Genomic DNA, 14989 nt, shown 5'->3' with positions numbered 1-14989 from the left:
CCGCCGGCCTGTTCGCCCGCCAGCGGACCCTGATCAGATGGCCGGTCTGGGTGGTCTCCGCGGCCGCCCTCGTGCTCGGCGGCGTGATCGCCGCCCGGGTCACGCCGCTGGGGCTGGCGCCGCACGCGCTCGCCACCGTGATCCCGCTCGCCGCGGCGATCGCGGTGGCAGGGGCGTGCGGGACGGAGCGGGAGCCGGTGGGCGAACTGCTCGCGGCCACGCCCACCTCGCCCAGGGTGGTGCTGCTCGCCCGCCTGACGCTGGTGCTCGGCGTGATCGTCACGGGCGGCCTGCTCGTCACGCTCGCGCTCACCCCGTTGCAACCGGTCGCGAGCGCCCTCGGCCTCATGACCGCATGGTTCGGCCCGCTGGTGCCACTGTCCGCGCTCAGCTTCGCGCTGTCGGTGCTGTGGCGGCCGTCCGTCGGCGTCGGGGCGGCGATGGCGCTGTGGCTGCTCCGGATGATCGCGACGACGGGCGAGCTCAACCGGGCGGTGGCGGCCGCGGTCGAGCCGCTGTGGTCGCCCGGCTCCGGCGTCCTGGTGGGCGCGACGGCGCTCGTCGCGGTGACGGTGCTGCTGTCGCCACGCCTCCCGCGTGGAGCCGCGCGGGGGGCCGGCTTCTGAACCGGAACAAAATTCCGGTGAACCGGTCCGGCCCGGCCGGTACCCACCTGTGTGAAACCGATGTCCCTATGGCGGTACGAGGCCCGGCGTGCGGGATGGCCCGCCTGCCTGGCACCGCCCGCCTCCCTATTGGTGACCCTCGCCCTCGCGGCGGCGGGGGCGGCCTTCGGTACGCCGCGGCCGTCCGTCCACAGCCTGCTGCTCTCCGGTGTCGAGGCGCTCGTCCCGCTGGCCGCGGCGACGGCCGCGGTCACGGTGGTCAGCGTGGACCGCTGCCGCGAACTGCAGCTCACACTGCCCACGGGCTACTCCTGGACGCTGGGCCGCCGACTGGGTGTGGTGGCCGGGATCGGCGCCGCGCTGTCGGTGCTCTTCTCGGCCGCGCTGCGGCTCACCGGCTCGTGGGCCGGCCCCGACTCGCCCCTCGCGTCGGCCCTGGTCTGGGCGTCGCCGCTGCTGGGGCTCACCGGGCTGGCCCTGCTGGTGGCCGTCCTGGGGCGCAGCGTCGTGCTGGCCACCACGACGGTCGCCGTGGTGTGGCTGTGCCAGCAGCTCTTCGCCTCGGCGCTGATCGCCGGCGCGTGGTCGCGTCCGTTCTTCCTGTTCCTGACCAGCCGGGCGGGCGTCGCCGACGGCTGGGGAACGAACCGCGCGGTGCTCGCCGCCTGCGGCGTCCTGTTCATCACGATCGCGCTCCTGCTGCTGCGCCGGCCGGAGCGCCTCCTGACGGAGGAAGAGATATGAGGCGTTTCTTCGCCGTCTGCCGCTACGAGTTCCGGATGCAGATCCGCAAGCGGTCCCTGTGGCTGAGCACGGCCGGCCTGGCCGTCCTCATCGCCGTCGCCCAGGGCGACCGGGGCCCGCGCTACCTGCCGGCCGACGCGGACGCCGCCCGGGTGATGGGCTCGTGGGCGCTGCTGTTCTCGATGCTGCTGCCGATCGGGTTCGGCATGGTGCTGGCCGACCGGCTCGTCCGCGACCACCGGCTGGGCGCCGCGTCGCTGCTCGCCAGCCTGCCGACCCGCCCGGGCGCGCTGGTCGCCGGGAAGTACGCCGGATCCGTCGCCGCGACCGCGGTCCCCGCCCTGCTGGCGCTGCTCGTCACGGCGGCGGGCGAGTTCGTCCACCGGGGCGACCCCGCCCTGTTCCCCTCGGCGGTCGCCGCGTTCGCCGTGGTGCTGCTGCCGGGCCTGGCGTTCGTGGCCGCGTTCGCGCTCGTCGGCCCACTGGTGCTCTCGGCGCCGCTGTTCCGGGTGCTGTTCGCGGGCTACTGGTTCTGGGGGAACCTGCTCGGCCCGAACTACCTGCCCTCGCTGACGGGCACCCTGCTGACACCGATCGGCGACTACCCGGCGAGCTGGCTCATCGGTGAGCGCGCTCTGTACGCGGGCACCCCCGGCTGGCTCTCCTTCCTGCGGCCCGAACCCGGCGGCGGCGCGGCGCTTCTCAGCGTCGTCCTGCTGGCCGTGCTCGCGACGCCGCCCCTCGTGTTCGCGAGCCCGCTGCTCGCCCGCCGTACCTCGTCCTGAAACGGAGACCAAGGAAGACCATGGACATCATGATCAGCGGGCTGCGCAGGCGGTTCGGGCGCGTCGAGGCGCTGCGCGGCGTCGATCTGGCCGTCCCCGGAGGCATGTTCGGCCTGCTGGGCACGAACGGCGCCGGCAAGACCACCCTCATGCGCGTCCTGGCCGGGGTGCTGCCCCCGACCAGCGGGCGGGTGCTGGTGGGCGGCCACGACATCACCACGCGGGCGGGACGGCTGGCCGTACAGCGGCGGCTTGGATATCTGCCGCAGGACCTCGGCCTCTATCCCGACCTGACGACGCACGAGTTCCTGGACTACGTCGGCCTGCTCAAGGGCCTGGACGACGACGCGGCCCGGCGGCGCCAGATCGGCGAGCTGCTCGACATGGTGGGGCTGGCCGACGTCGCCCGGCGCCGGCTCAAGGGCTTCTCGGGAGGCATGCGGCGGCGGGTCGGCATCGCCCAGGCCCTGCTCGGCGACCCCGCCCTGATCGTCGTGGACGAGCCGACGGCCGGGCTCGACCCCGAGGAGCGCATCCGGTTCCGCACGCTCCTCGCCCAGATCGCGGGCCATCGGACCGTACTGCTGAGCACCCACATCGTCGAGGACGTCGCGCAGACCTGCCAGGAGGCCGCCGTCATGGCCTCGGGCCGGGTGGTTTTCACCGGCCCGGTGACCGGCATCATCGACCGGGCCCAAGGCGCGACGTGGGAGGTCGTCACCCAGGGGCCGCCCCCGTCCACCGGCGTGGTGGTGTCGGCGGTCGGCCGTCCGGGCGGCACCCACTACCGCGTGGTCAGCCCCACCAAGCCGGATCCGGCCGCGGTCCCCGTGCAGCCGTCACTGGAGGAGGGCTACGTCGCCCTCATGCGCGAAGCCGTCCCCAGCTGACCCCCAGCGCCGTCCCGAGCCGATCCCCTGGCAGGCCGGGCAGTTCATTCCGTGACGGCGGGACACGCGATGTGGGTCGATGACCACCTCCAACCGGTCCCGCCATCCGGCGGCGGCCGCGATGGGACAGGGCATCTACGACTGGGAGCCGGTGCGGAGCGTGGACAGCCGTGAAGACGCGATTCGTTCAGTCAGGAGTTCCACGATCAGAGTTGCGTTTTGGGTAGTGCCGGTCTGGCGTCGGTCCAGCCGGAGGTTGTCAGAGCGGTCCACGCGGTCAACTCGCCCGTACCATCAGGAGATCGTTCTTGTACGGCCAGAAGTCCGCCGGACGTTTGATCGATGATGATCTGTCTGCCTGAGCCCGACAGCTCTATCCCTGCTCCGACGCGTCCCAGCGGGTCTTTGATCGTCCCGGTGTTCTCCACACTCTGCAAGTTCGCCAGCACGCGGTACAGCGCGGCCCGTAGCTTCGGGGTCGTCGGAAGCTGGGACAAGATAGTGGTTGCCTGCGAGAACAACGACTCCTCGGTGGATCGATAACCGCCTCGCCGATTCCAAGCCTGGAGGACTTCCTCAAGCTTCGCCGGATCGGTCGGCAGGCTCATGACCTCTTCTGTAGTGACATGCGTGGCCCCGACCTGCGGGTAGGAAACTTCGGGGTTGTGCTTGTCGTCGAGGCGCGTGGCAAACGGCGGTGCCGGCAGCGCCCCGCCCACCGACGGAACAGCGGGCCCCTCACAGGCGCCGAGCCTGTATGCGCCCTGCCGGCGCCAGGCGGCCTCGTCCACCCTGGTGAGCGGCTCGCCTGACTGGGCTGTGACCACCAGCCAGCTGGCATCGCGCTCCGACCTCGCCATCCAGGTCTCGTGAGTGCACGCCACCCGGTATCGGATCATTTCCGGCTCCTTGCCGACCGGGGATTGCCCCCATGCCCCTACAGCGAAGCTCTGGCCAGTGGCGTGCCAGTATCGGCCGGTTGCCGGGTTTGCGGTCTCGATTCGATCGGCCGCCGCGAGAAGTACAGCCCGGGCGAGCGTGGGGGGAGATGGGGCGACCTCGCTGTCTGTGCTTCGCACGAGCACGGTGGTCGCAACCGCGACGGCGGTCGCGACGGCCGTGAAGCGAAGGGCGGTGACGAGGGGTCGTCTCTGGCGCGACGGTCTGCATGTGAGTTCTTCTGGTGCCTCAGTGGTAGTCATGGCAAGCATGTCGTCAGCGGAGATGCGTGAGCCGCGATCCAGCGAAGCCGGGCGGGCCAGGGCAAGCAGGTGCGTGGGGTCGGGCTTGCGGCTCATCGGAATTTCCTTCCTGGAACGATCACGGGCTCCGGAGATGTGGAGGTCTCACCGGCGTGGATCGCTGCTTGCAGTCGGCGGCGAGCCCGATGCATTCGGACGAAGAAGGCGGCCTTGGTGCAGCCGAGCACTTCGGCTGCCTCCACGACGGACAGGCCATGCCAGGTGGTCAGGGTCAGGATCTCTTTGTCGGCATCAGACAAGGTGGCCAGCGCCCGGAGGGCGGCGACTCGCTCGGTGGCGTGCTCGCCCGCGTCCGTGGCGGCTTCGTTCGTCCACGTTCTCAGTTCGGCTTGCAGGGACTCGTGCCGACTGGTCTGCCGGTAGTTGTCGCGCAGAATGTTTCGAGCGACGCGGAAGAGCCATGGCAACTGTGCGTGGTCGGGGATGCTGTCGAGGCGCCGCCAGGCCACCAGGAAGGTCTCGCTGACCACTTCCTCCGCGAGTTGGTGTCCGGCGCGGCTTGCCGCATAGCCGTACACCCTCGCTTGGTAGGTGTTGTAGAGCGCGGTGAAGCGCTCATGTGGGTTGGGCAAGCCGGTTCCTTCGGTTGGGGTACGTCGTCCACAGAGCATGTGGTCCGAAGGCAGGCTTTCTTACAGCCCGGTTCCGCCCACCCGGCACGTCTCCTAGGTCGGCGCGCACATTCACGCAGCCGCGTCACCGCGTGTCGAAGGAGTGTGCTCGCTCTCAACAGCCGGGAAGCGGCATCTCAGGTGCGTGAAGACGGGAAGAGCACGCGAGGTTCCAGGTCCAGGCGAGTGGTCGGAGTCTGCTCGGGCGGGGTGAGGTTCAGCGACCTACCGAACTCTGGCCGTAGTCGATCCGGTCGTGCAGTTCGGTCAGCGCCGGTACGGCCGCGGCGCCGTCGGCGAGCAGCCGCCGGGCCACCCGGTCGAGGATCTCGGCCCGGTCGAGCAGGCCTTCATGAACCATCCGGGCGATGACGTCCACCTGGGCTCCGGAGAGGGCCGAGCTCAGCTCGGCGAGGTCGAAGACGCGCGGCAGGAGCCGAACGAACAGCGGATCCCGGGAAAGGCGCTCCAGGTCGGGCCGTCGCGCCGCCTGACCGGCCGCGCCGAGGGAGCGGAGCCAGCCGACCACGAAGGCGTCGTTCGGGGGCGGCTCGATGCCGGTCTCACGGACCAGGCTCGCGGCGATCCGCCAGTGCGGGATCTCCACGTCCAGATGGGACGCCCGCAGCCGCTCGACCATCCGGCGGGCCAGGTCCGCGCGCCACGGCTCGGGCCGCCGCCGCAGCACGCCGAGGATGCGCCCCGCGTCGGCGACATGGTCGTCCCGCCAGCCGAAGTCGCGCCGGTAGAGCCAGTTCGTCACGGCGCCGGGCCCCGGCAGGCAGGCGGCACCGGCCACCCGCAGGGCCGGGATCTGCGCGCGCCACTCCCACCAACCGTCCGTGGTCCGCTTCAGCTCGGCCAGGTGGCGCGGCAGCTCCGCCGCCACCGCTCTCCGGCCGCCCGCGTCGAGCGCGGTCACGAGCTGGAGGGTGCCCGCGGTGTCACCGGCGACGATCCGCGCCGCGACGTTCTGCCAGGGGATCATGGGGCCCGCTCCGGCCGCCACCCCGTCATGGTCATCCGCACCGATTCAGCCATGACCCGAACCCTAATGATCACCTCCGACAAATCTCGGCAAATCCGGAGCCCCAGGTTGGGGAAATCGCTTTGACCTCCGCGGCCCCGGCCGGAAAAGATCAGCCGAGCCGTCGGGTGAGAGGAGGCGCAGATGCTGATCAGAGCGGCCCGGGCGGACGAGGCCGAGATCCTGAGTGAGCTGGCGATCGGCTCGAAGGCGTACTGGGGCTACGACGAGGCGTTCATGGCGGCGTGCGCCGACGAGCTCACCCTCGTGCCGTCCCGGGTCGAGACCGTACGCGCCACGGTGGCGGAGCGGGACGGGCGCGTCCTCGGCTTCGGCACCCTGGAGGGCGAGCCACCCGAGGGGGCGCTCGGCATGCTCTTCGTGGCCCCGGACGCGATCGGCGGCGGCGTCGGCCGTTCCCTGTACGAGCACATCGTGCCCAGGGCGCGCGAGCTGGGCTTCACCCGCCTGACGATCGACGCCGACCCGAACGCGGAGCCGTTCTACCTGGCCATGGGGGCGGTACGGATCGGCGCCACCCCGTCCGGGTCCATCCCGGGGCGGGTCCTGCCGCTGCTGGAGGTCGCCCTCTCCGACGAGGCCACGCTGCCGCGATCCGTCGAGGAGGCGATCGCGGCCGAGCGGGCCGGCCGGCGCTTCCACCTGGCGCGGGCAAAACCTGCTCGGCTTCGCCCTGATGCGGGCCCGCGACGTGCTCGGCGACGGCGGGACGTCGATAACCTTGGAGTCCTCATGAGCGCCACTCTTGTCGGAAAAGACCTCACCGCCGGGCACGGCGACCGCGTGCTGTTCAGCGATCTCGACCTGGTCGTCGCCCCCGGGGACGTCGTCGGGCTGGTCGGGGTGAACGGCGCGGGCAAGTCCACGCTGTTGCGCCTGCTGGCCGGGCTCGACAGCCCCGAGCACGGCTCGGTGCGGCTCAGCCCGCCCACCGCCAACGTCGGCCATCTGCCGCAGGAGCCCGAACGGCGGCCGGGCGAGACGGTGGCCGCGTTCCTCGCCCGGCGGACCGGCGTGGCCGCCGCGCAGCGGGCCCTCGACGCCGCCACCGAGGCGCTGGCCGACGGCGACCCCGGCGACGCGTACGCGGAGGCGCTGGAGCGCTGGCTCGCCCTCGGCGGCGCCGACCTGGAGGAGCGGGCCGCCGAGGTGGCCGCCGAGCTCGGGCTCACGGTCGACCTTGAGCAGGAGATGACCTCCCTGTCCGGCGGCCAGGCGGCGCGGGCGGGGCTGGCGTCGCTGCTGCTCAGCCGCTACGACCTGTTCCTGCTCGACGAGCCGACCAACGACCTCGATCTCGACGGCCTCGACCGGCTCGAACGCTTCGTGACCGGGTTGCGCGCGGGCGTCGTCGTGGTCAGCCACGACCGCGAGTTCCTCGCCCGTACGGTCGACCGGGTCGTCGAGCTCGACCTCGCCCAGCAGCAGGTCCGCGCGTACGGCGGCGGCTACGACGCCTACCTGGAGGAGCGGGAGGTCGCCCGCAGGCACGCGCGGGAGCAGTACGACGAGTACGCCGAGACCAGGGCGACGCTGGAGTCCCGCTCCCGGACCCAGCGCGCGTGGATGGAGAAGGGCGTCAAGAACGCCCGCCGCAAGGCCCCGGACAACGACAAGATCGGCCGGAAGTTCCGCTCCGAGGCCACCGAGAAGCAGGCCGCCAAGGCCCGGCAGACCGAGCGGATGATCGAGCGGCTGGAGGTCGTCGAGGAGCCGCGCAAGGAGTGGGAGCTCCGGATGGAGATCGCCGCCGCTCCCCGCTCCGGCGTGGTGGTGACGACGCTGCGCGGAGCGGTCGTACGGCGCGGCGGCTTCACGCTCGGGCCGGTGGATCTGCAGATCGACTGGGCGGAGCGGGTCGCGATCACCGGCGCGAACGGCTCGGGCAAGACCACCCTGCTCGGCGCGCTGCTCGGGCGGCTGCCCCTCACCGAGGGTGCGGCGGCGCTCGGCCCCGGCGTGGTCGTCGGCGAGGTCGACCAGGCCCGCGCCCTGTTCGAGGGGGACGAGCCGCTGCTCGACGCGTTCGGCGCGCTCGTCGAACTGCCGCCGGCCGAGGTCCGCACCCTGCTCGCGAAGTTCGGCCTGCGCGCCGACCACGTGCTGCGCTCCGCGGCCACCCTGTCGCCGGGCGAGCGGACCCGGGCGGCGCTCGCCCTCCTTCAGGCGCGCGGGGTCAACCTGCTCGTCCTCGACGAGCCGACCAACCACCTCGACCTGCCCGCGATCGAACAGCTGGAGTCGGCGCTCGCCGCGTACCAGGGAACGCTCCTGCTGGTCACCCACGACCGGCGGATGCTGGAGGCGGTCCACACCACGCGCCGCCTCCACGTCACCGCCGGACACGTCGCCGAGAGCTGAGCCCGCACCCACCGGACATCCGGTGGGGTCGGTCGCTTCGCCGGAAGAATCCTGCGGTCCTCGCGAAGCCCGCTTCACCGGGCCAACGCTGCGGTCCTCGCTCCGCTCCCTCGCCCCCGGTGAACGTGTGCGGACAGCCGCGCCGGGCGCCTCGAGAGCACCGGATTGACTGGAGTGTTCACCTGCGAAAGCGCCATCTGGTCAGAGATCTGGCCCGGTGGTACACAGACCGCATGACTGAGATCGTCCTGTTCCACTCCGCTCAGGGCCTCCGACCCGGTGTCTCCGCCGCCGCCGACATCCTCCGGTCGGCGGGCCACACCGTACGCACGCCTGACTACTACGACGGAGAGATCTTCGACGACATCGAGGGCGGCCTGCGCAAGCGCGACACGCTGGGCTTCGCCGAGATAGAGCGCCGGGTGCGGGAGATCGGCACGGACATCCGGGGACCGGTGGTCTTCGCCGGGTTCTCCCTCGGCGCGTACGCCGCCCAGCTCCTGGCCGCCACCCATCCCACGGCACGCGGCTCAGTCCTGCTGCATGGCGGTGTAACCGCGGACGAGGTCACCTCCGGGCCGTGGCCGTCGACCGTTCCGGTCCAGGTCCACTACATGGAGCGCGACCTGTGGATCGACGCCGCCGAGATCGCCGAGCTGGGCCGCGCGGTCACCGCCGCCGGTGCCCACTTCGAGACGCACGTCTATCCCGGCGAGACACACCTGTTCACCGACCCGGACCTCCCCGGATACGACCCCGACGCCGCGGCGCTCACCTGGAAGCGGGTCATCGATTTTGTCAAACCACTGTGACTGGACATTACAAAGCGAGTTATTTCAATTACTCCAGGTATTTGGGTCTCGCTTTTCAGTGATCTTCCCCCTAAGCTCTCGCCCGACCGGAGAAATCGACGAAAGGGGATTCCCATGAAGATCGAGATCAAGAAGGTCGAAGAAGTCGAGACCACAGGGAACAGCAACAGCTGCTGACCGTCCCGTGGGGCCGCCGACGCGGTGGCCCCACACCGTCTTCTTCCGGGAGCCCAGCCGATGTCTCGGGTTCAGGTGAATCCGGCTTTCCCTCTTTTTCTCGACGATTTCCAAGGACGGGCCAGACTCGGAGACTTTCCTCCGACCGGGCAGATCCTCGAACCCGCCGAAGCCCCCTTGCGCCACCTGCTGCGCCTGTGCGCGAACACGCCGCGCAGCAGGAAAGAGCTGCACGAACTGATCGACGACATCTCGTCAGGTGAGATCGACGCTGCCGTCGACACGCTGCTCGCCGCCCGCGTTCTGGTCGGCGAGGACGACGTGGCACGGCTGACCCGGGACGAGCGCCTCTCCCGCCAGGCCCTGTTCCTGTCCATGTTCCACCCCGTCGAGCGGGTCGAGGCGGGCCTACGCGATCTGTCCGGACTCGACGTCACCGTGCTCGGCGTGGGCGCGATCGGTGGAAGCTGCGCCACCCAACTGGTCACCGCCGGGGTCCGGACCCTGCGACTCGTCGACGACGACCGTGTCGAGTGGTCCAACCTGCATCGCCAGCACCTGTACACGGCCGAGGACGTGGGCGCGCCCAAGGTGGCCGCCGCGGCCCGAGCGCTGCGCCGGTACCAGCCCGGGGCGGAGATCCGGACGCTGGAACGTCGTCTGACCAGTGCGGAGGACGTCGCCGAGGCCGTCGCGGGCACTGATTTCGTGGTGAACACCGTGGACACGCCGCAGCCGCACATCCGCAGGTGGGTGAACCGCGCCTGCGTCGAGGCCGGCGTGCCGTTCGTCACCGGCGGCTTCAACCAGCACGTCGGGCTGATCGGGCCGCTCGTGGTGCCGGGCGAGACCGCCTGCCTGGCCTGCCAGGAGCGGCAGCTCGCTGAGCGGTACGGCCGGGCGGAGCTGCCGACGGCAGAGAACGCCGGGCGGGTGACCCCGTCCTTCGGCCCGCTCTGCTCGGCCGTGGCCGGCCTGCTCGCCGCTGAGATCATCCGCTACGCCACGGGGACCGGACCGTGCGCGATCAAGGGCAGGACGGTGTACCTCGACCTGTTGACATTGACCACGACCAGCCGCGACTTCGTCCGCATGAGCGCCTGCGGGGTCTGCGGATGACATCCGCGGACCTGTCCTTCCTCAGCGTCGTCGCCGATGGCCCCGACGACTATGTGATCGGCAACGGGGAGACATTCGTCAACGTACCCGCCGTCGCCGCCGCGGTGATCGAGCTGATGGACGGGACCAGGACCGCCGACGACGTCCGCGCCCGTGTGCGGGAGAGCCACGACATCGATGTGGACGTCGCCGATTTCGTCCAGGACCTGGAGCGTCTCGGCCTGCTCACCCCACCGCGGCGGCCGCCCAACGTCTGGGACCGGATCCGGCCGGGACTGGTGCGGCCGCTGTTCTCCCGGGCGGCCGACGCCGTGGTGCTGGTCGTGTTCTGCTGCGCGGTGGCCGCCATCGTGACGCGTCCGGAGATCCTGCCCACATACGCCGGGCTGGTGTGGGCCGACAGCCTCGCCTTCACCGTCGCCTTCGCGGCCGGCTCCTGGCTCCTGGTCTTCGTTCACGAGCTGAGCCACATTTTCGCGGCACGTTCTCTCGGCGTTCGCGCCGAGCTTTCCCTGGGAACCAGGATGCAGTTCCTGGTGGTCCAGACAAAGGTAACCGGAATTTGGCAGACGCCACGAAGCGCGCGTTATCGGGTGCATCTCGCGGGAATGCGAACAGACCTGTTCCTCTTCTCCGCCGGAGCCTGCACGCTGCTTTTCGTGGACAGCGGAGCCATCCGTCTGGTGATGCTGATCTGCTTGTCGCAGATCGTCTGGCAGTTCCTCTTCTTCATGCGCACCGACGTGTATTACGCGTACGCGAACCTGACCGGAGAAAAGAATCTCATGGAGGACGCCCAGTCGTACCTCCGGGCGGTGATCGGCCGCCGGTCGGCGCCGGACGCGTCGCGGGGCGTCCGCCGGTACGCGTGGTTCCTCGTCGTGGGCCGCGTCCTCGGGCTCGCCTTCTTCGCCGGGTACACGATCCCCGTCACCGTCGCCGCGTGCCGCGGGGCGCTCGACGAGCTCGCCGCCTCCCCCGGCTCACTGGGTCCGCTCGCCACTCTGATGATCATCGCCCTCGGCTGGGTGCTGTACCTGTACGTGTTCGCCCGGCGGGGCGTACGGGCGGCGCGGGCGCGGCGATCGGCCGACGCCGGATGACCCTCGCGCGGGCGATCGTGTTTGTATTGCCGGTGTGGAGGCGTCGGTAGAGCAGCTCGTGTTCGTCCGCGAGGACGAGTACACGGTCGCGCGGATGAGCGCCGACGGCGAGCCCTCGTTCGTCGCCTCGGGACGGGCGCTGGCCGGGGCGCAGCCGGGCGAGACGCTCCGGCTGACCGGCGAGTGGGACGACCACCCGCGGTTCGGCCGCCGGTTCGCGACGACCGGATGCGAGCGGATCGTGCCGTCCACGGTGCGGGCGATCCGGCTCTACCTGGGCTCCGGCCTGATCAGGGGCATCGGGCCGCGCCTCGCGCAGGCGATCGTCGAGCACTTCGGCGAGTCCAGCCTGGAGGTCATCGACGACCGGCCCGCGCGGCTCCGCGAGGTCGTCAACATCGGCCCGGTACGGCAGGCCCAGATCGTGGCCGCGTGGCGGGAACAGAAGTCGATCGCCGCGCTGATGGTGACCCTCCAGGGGTTCGGCGCCAGCCCGCTGCTCGCGACCAAGATCTACCAGGTGTTCGGCGCGGACGCGGCCGAGGTGCTGCGCTCCGACCCGTACCGGCTGGTCGGGCAGGTGCGCGGCATCGCCTTCGCCACCGCGGACCGGATCGCGCTGGCGTCCGGGGTTCCGGAGAGCAGTCCGCAGCGGATCAAGGCGGCGATCCTCGACCGGCTGGAGACGGCGGCGGCCCGCGACGGGCACTGCTACCTGACCATGCGGGCGCTCCTGACCCACACGGTCGAGCTGGTGGAGCAGGACGAGGACCTCGTCCGCGCGATGGTGGACGCCCTGGCGAGCGAGCTGCGGGTCGTGATCGAGGACGGTCCCGTGGTGTACGCCAAGGGGCTGCACGCCCGCGAGACCCGGCTCGCCGCCGAGCTGGGCCGGCTCTGGCGCGCCCCCTCGACGCTGCCGATGCGGCGCTACGACGAGGACCCGGCGCTCGACGACGACCAGCGGGCGGCGGTCACGATGGCGCTGACCAGCACCGTCTCGGTGCTGACCGGCGGCCCGGGCTCCGGAAAGAGCCGCACGGTCCGGGCGATCGCGGCGACCGTGCGCGCGATGGGCGGCGCGGTCACGCTCGCCGCGCCCACGGGGAAGGCGGCCAAGCGGCTCTCGGAGCTGGCCGGGCTGCCCGCGATGACGATCCACCGCCTGCTCGCGCACCAGCCGGACCCGGACACGCTCTTCGACGAGACCCCGGCCGCCGCGGACCTGATCGTGATCGACGAGGCGTCAATGCTGGACCTGAACCTGGCCACCCGGCTCTGTTCGGCCGTCCCCTCGGGCAGCCACCTGCTGCTCGTGGGCGACCAGGACCAGCTTCCGAGCATCGGCCCCGGCAGCGTGCTCGCCGATCTGCTGCGCGTCGAGGAGATCCCCCGGGTGAGCCTCACCCGTGTCTACCGGCAGGCGGACGGCAGCGGCATCGTCGAGGCGGCGCACCGCATCCAGTCGGGCGCGCTGCCGTACGTCCCGGGTGGCGGCGGCTTCTGGTTCGAGGAGCTGGACGACCCGGAGGCGGTCGCGGACCGGGTGGTCCACCTGGCGACCGAGGCGATCCCCCGCAAGCAGGGGGTCGATCCCGGCCAGGTGCAGGTGCTCTGCCCGATGCGCAAGGGGGCCACGGGCACGGTCGAGCTGGGCCGCCGGCTCCAGGAGCGTCGCAACCCGCCGTCCCCCGGCGCGGCCGAGCACTGGTCTGGCGCCTCGGTCTTCCGCGTCGGCGACCGGGTGATGCCGATACGCAACGACTACGACAAGGGTGTCTTCAACGGCGAGACCGGCACCGTGACCGCCGTCCATCTGGAAGATCGCACGGTGGAGGTCCTCATCGACGACGGCGACCTCGTCTCGTACGGCTTCGACGAGCTCGACGACCTCGCCCACGCCTACGCGGTGAGCGTCCACCGGGCCCAGGGCAGCGAGTACCCCTTCGTCGTCGCCCCTCTCGTGGCCGAGTCGGGCGGCATCATGCTGCGCCGCCGGCTCCTCTACACGCTGGTCACGCGGGCCCGCTCGTGGGTCGTCCTCGTCGGGCAGCGCGAAGCGTTGGAGCTGGCGGTGCAGCGGCTCGGCCACCGGCGCAACACGGCGCTCCCCCACCGCCTCGCCGCCGTGCTGTGACACGCCCATCCGGGGGTCACTCGTCCGGCATCCAGGAGCCGTGGAACCCGGCCGGGACCCGGCGCGGCAGCCGTACGGACGCCACCGGGGACAGGTCGGCCGCGTCGAGGACCAGCAGCTCCGCCCGCGATCCCACGATCGTGAGGAGCCAGCCGTGGTCGTCGTCCCCGCCCGCCTCCGGGTCGGCGGGCACGAACACCGCCTCGCCGGGGGAGGCGCCGACCCGGTGGGTGCGGCTCGCTCCGGTCACGACGTCGTACTTCACGATCTCCTCCCCGGCCACCGCGTACACGTGGCGGTTGGGCAGGCCGGTGCGCCGGTCGTCGATCGTCGGGAACTCCACGGTCCGGTCGTCGATCCGCTCCTCGGTGACGGCGCCGGTGGCCGGGTCGAGCGTCCAGCGGTGCAGCGCGCCGCCCGGGGCGTGGGCGGCGGGGTCGGTGGCGCCGCCGATGCGCCGCCAGAGCCGGGTGAACCGATCCGGCGCGTGGCGGACGGCGTCGAGGACCACGCGGCCCGCGGCGTCCTCACACGCGTTCCCGACGTGGAAGACGTAGCAGGGGTCGATCTCGAACCAGCGCACCGGCCCGTCACCGTCGCGCGGCATCACGCCGAGCCGGGCGCCGTAGCCGTCGTCCCACCGGTACGGCATGCCGTCCCCGAGCAGGCCCAGGTCGAACACCACCGGCAGGTCGAGCCAGACCACGTAGTGCTCGGTGACGGCGAAGTCGTGCATCATCGTCGAGCCCGGCACCTCGACCACCCGGCTCTCCACCAGCTCGCCCGCCGCGTCCAGCCGGTGGTAGGTGAGGTACGGCGGGGCGAAGCCGTACCCGAAGAAGTGCAGCTCGCCGGTGCGCGGGTCCTCCTTGGGGTGGGCGGTCATCGCCGTGGTGAGCCGGCCGCCGAAGTCGCACGGGCCGAGCGTCTGCAGCTCCCCGCCGATCTCGTACGGCAGGCCCTGCTCGACCAGGGCGAGGGTCCGGCCCGCGTGCCTGATGACGTGCGTGTTGACCGGGAGCGCGGTCAGGTCGACGCCGTCCGGGCCGACGAACGGGACCCCGTCCATGTGCCGGCTGCGGACCCAGCGGTTGCGGTACCACTCGGCCCGGCCGTCCCGCAGCCGGACGCCGTGGATCATCCCCTCGCCCGCGAACCAGTGGCCGGGGTCCTGGCCGGGCAGCGGGTTGGGGCCGTTGCGCAGGTAGCGGCCGGTCAGCGCGGGCGGGAGCGTGCCGGTGACGGGCAGGTCGGCGGCGTCGATCTCGTCGGGGACCGGGGCGAGGTCTCCCTGAAGGTACGTGGCGGTCACGA

The 14989-nt window shown here is 71.6% G+C and carries 13 protein-coding genes; 9 read left to right on the top strand and 4 right to left on the bottom strand.

Annotated features, from left to right (window positions below):
* The 4 genes from AWQ71_RS21180 to AWQ71_RS21165 all read left to right on the top strand — a co-directional run.
* On the top strand, nucleotides 1-626 hold a 626-nt coding region (locus AWQ71_RS21180; RefSeq protein WP_218001890.1), incomplete at its 5' end, for a hypothetical protein.
* A gap of 132 nt (nucleotides 627-758) precedes the next feature.
* On the top strand, nucleotides 759-1370 hold the full coding sequence (locus AWQ71_RS21175; protein WP_157570468.1) for a hypothetical protein: 612 nt from the start codon (nucleotides 759-761) through the stop codon (nucleotides 1368-1370).
* The gene (locus AWQ71_RS21170) at nucleotides 1367-2155 is read left to right on the top strand and encodes an ABC transporter permease (RefSeq protein ID WP_067135830.1); all 789 of its coding nucleotides are present in this window, start codon (nucleotides 1367-1369) and stop codon (nucleotides 2153-2155) included. Before AWQ71_RS21175 ends, AWQ71_RS21170 begins: the two co-directional genes overlap by 4 nt.
* Before the next feature lie 20 nt (nucleotides 2156-2175).
* On the top strand, nucleotides 2176-3045 hold the full coding sequence (locus AWQ71_RS21165) for an ATP-binding cassette domain-containing protein (RefSeq protein ID WP_067135828.1): 870 nt from the start codon (nucleotides 2176-2178) through the stop codon (nucleotides 3043-3045).
* 206 nt (nucleotides 3046-3251) lie between these two features.
* On the opposite strand, the gene AWQ71_RS41765 is transcribed toward AWQ71_RS21165, so the two are convergent.
* The 3 genes from AWQ71_RS41765 to AWQ71_RS21150 all read right to left on the bottom strand — a co-directional run bounded on the left by AWQ71_RS41765 (nucleotide 3252) and on the right by AWQ71_RS21150 (nucleotide 5927).
* Nucleotides 3252-4343, bottom strand: a complete 1092-nt coding sequence (locus tag AWQ71_RS41765; RefSeq protein ID WP_157570467.1) for a CU044_5270 family protein — start codon at nucleotides 4341-4343, stop codon at nucleotides 3252-3254.
* Nucleotides 4340-4879 (bottom strand): RNA polymerase sigma factor, encoded by a 540-nt coding sequence (locus AWQ71_RS21155; RefSeq protein WP_067135824.1) that lies wholly within the window; start codon nucleotides 4877-4879, stop codon nucleotides 4340-4342. Before AWQ71_RS21155 ends, AWQ71_RS41765 begins: the two co-directional genes overlap by 4 nt.
* Nucleotides 4880-5135: 256 nt before the next feature.
* Entirely contained in the window at nucleotides 5136-5927 is a 792-nt protein-coding gene (locus tag AWQ71_RS21150) for a hypothetical protein (protein ID WP_157570466.1), read from the bottom strand.
* Between the two features lie 162 nt (nucleotides 5928-6089).
* Between AWQ71_RS21150 and AWQ71_RS21145 the strand changes: the two genes are divergently transcribed.
* The 5 genes from AWQ71_RS21145 (at nucleotide 6090) to recD2 (ending at nucleotide 13675) form a co-directional block, all read left to right on the top strand.
* The gene (locus tag AWQ71_RS21145; RefSeq protein ID WP_084259112.1) at nucleotides 6090-8327 is read left to right on the top strand and encodes a GNAT family N-acetyltransferase; all 2238 of its coding nucleotides are present in this window, start codon (nucleotides 6090-6092) and stop codon (nucleotides 8325-8327) included.
* A 233-nt stretch (nucleotides 8328-8560) separates the two neighbouring features.
* Nucleotides 8561-9139, top strand: coding sequence for a dienelactone hydrolase family protein (locus tag AWQ71_RS21140; protein ID WP_067135820.1), 579 nt, complete (start codon nucleotides 8561-8563; stop codon nucleotides 9137-9139).
* 354 nt (nucleotides 9140-9493) lie between these two features.
* Nucleotides 9494-10435 carry a TOMM precursor leader peptide-binding protein gene (locus AWQ71_RS21135; RefSeq protein WP_067135815.1) on the top strand — a complete coding sequence of 314 codons (942 nt, stop codon included), beginning with the start codon at nucleotides 9494-9496 and terminating at the stop codon, nucleotides 10433-10435.
* A complete protein-coding gene (locus tag AWQ71_RS21130) occupies nucleotides 10432-11538 on the top strand; it encodes a PqqD family peptide modification chaperone (protein WP_067135814.1) in 1107 nt (368 codons plus the stop codon). Before AWQ71_RS21135 ends, AWQ71_RS21130 begins: the two co-directional genes overlap by 4 nt.
* Before the next feature lie 34 nt (nucleotides 11539-11572).
* Nucleotides 11573-13675, top strand: coding sequence for an SF1B family DNA helicase RecD2 (recD2, locus tag AWQ71_RS21125; protein ID WP_245658393.1), 2103 nt, complete (start codon nucleotides 11573-11575; stop codon nucleotides 13673-13675).
* A gap of 16 nt (nucleotides 13676-13691) precedes the next feature.
* Here recD2 and AWQ71_RS21120 read toward each other — a convergent pair whose 3' ends face one another.
* Nucleotides 13692-14987 carry a carotenoid oxygenase family protein gene (locus AWQ71_RS21120; RefSeq protein WP_067135810.1) on the bottom strand — a complete coding sequence of 432 codons (1296 nt, stop codon included), beginning with the start codon at nucleotides 14985-14987 and terminating at the stop codon, nucleotides 13692-13694.
* Between the last annotated feature and the right edge of the window lie 2 nt (nucleotides 14988-14989).

The sequence above is a fragment of the Microtetraspora malaysiensis genome, from assembly GCF_001528665.1.
GTDB lineage: Bacteria > Actinomycetota > Actinomycetes > Streptosporangiales > Streptosporangiaceae > Microtetraspora_A > Microtetraspora_A malaysiensis.
This window is presented reverse-complemented; position numbering and strand designations above follow the sequence as displayed.

Coding starts and splice junctions, on each gene's coding strand:
- AWQ71_RS21170 (WP_067135830.1), top strand. CDS start 1,367: ATGAGGCGTTTCTTCGCCGTCTGCCGCTACGAGTTCCGGATGCAGATC.
- AWQ71_RS21165 (WP_067135828.1), top strand. CDS start 2,176: ATGGACATCATGATCAGCGGGCTGCGCAGGCGGTTCGGGCGCGTCGAG.
- AWQ71_RS41765 (WP_157570467.1), bottom strand. CDS start 4,343: ATGAGCCGCAAGCCCGACCCCACGCACCTGCTTGCCCTGGCCCGCCCG.
- AWQ71_RS21145 (WP_084259112.1), top strand. CDS start 6,090: ATGCTGATCAGAGCGGCCCGGGCGGACGAGGCCGAGATCCTGAGTGAG.
- AWQ71_RS21140 (WP_067135820.1), top strand. CDS start 8,561: ATGACTGAGATCGTCCTGTTCCACTCCGCTCAGGGCCTCCGACCCGGT.
- AWQ71_RS21130 (WP_067135814.1), top strand. CDS start 10,432: ATGACATCCGCGGACCTGTCCTTCCTCAGCGTCGTCGCCGATGGCCCC.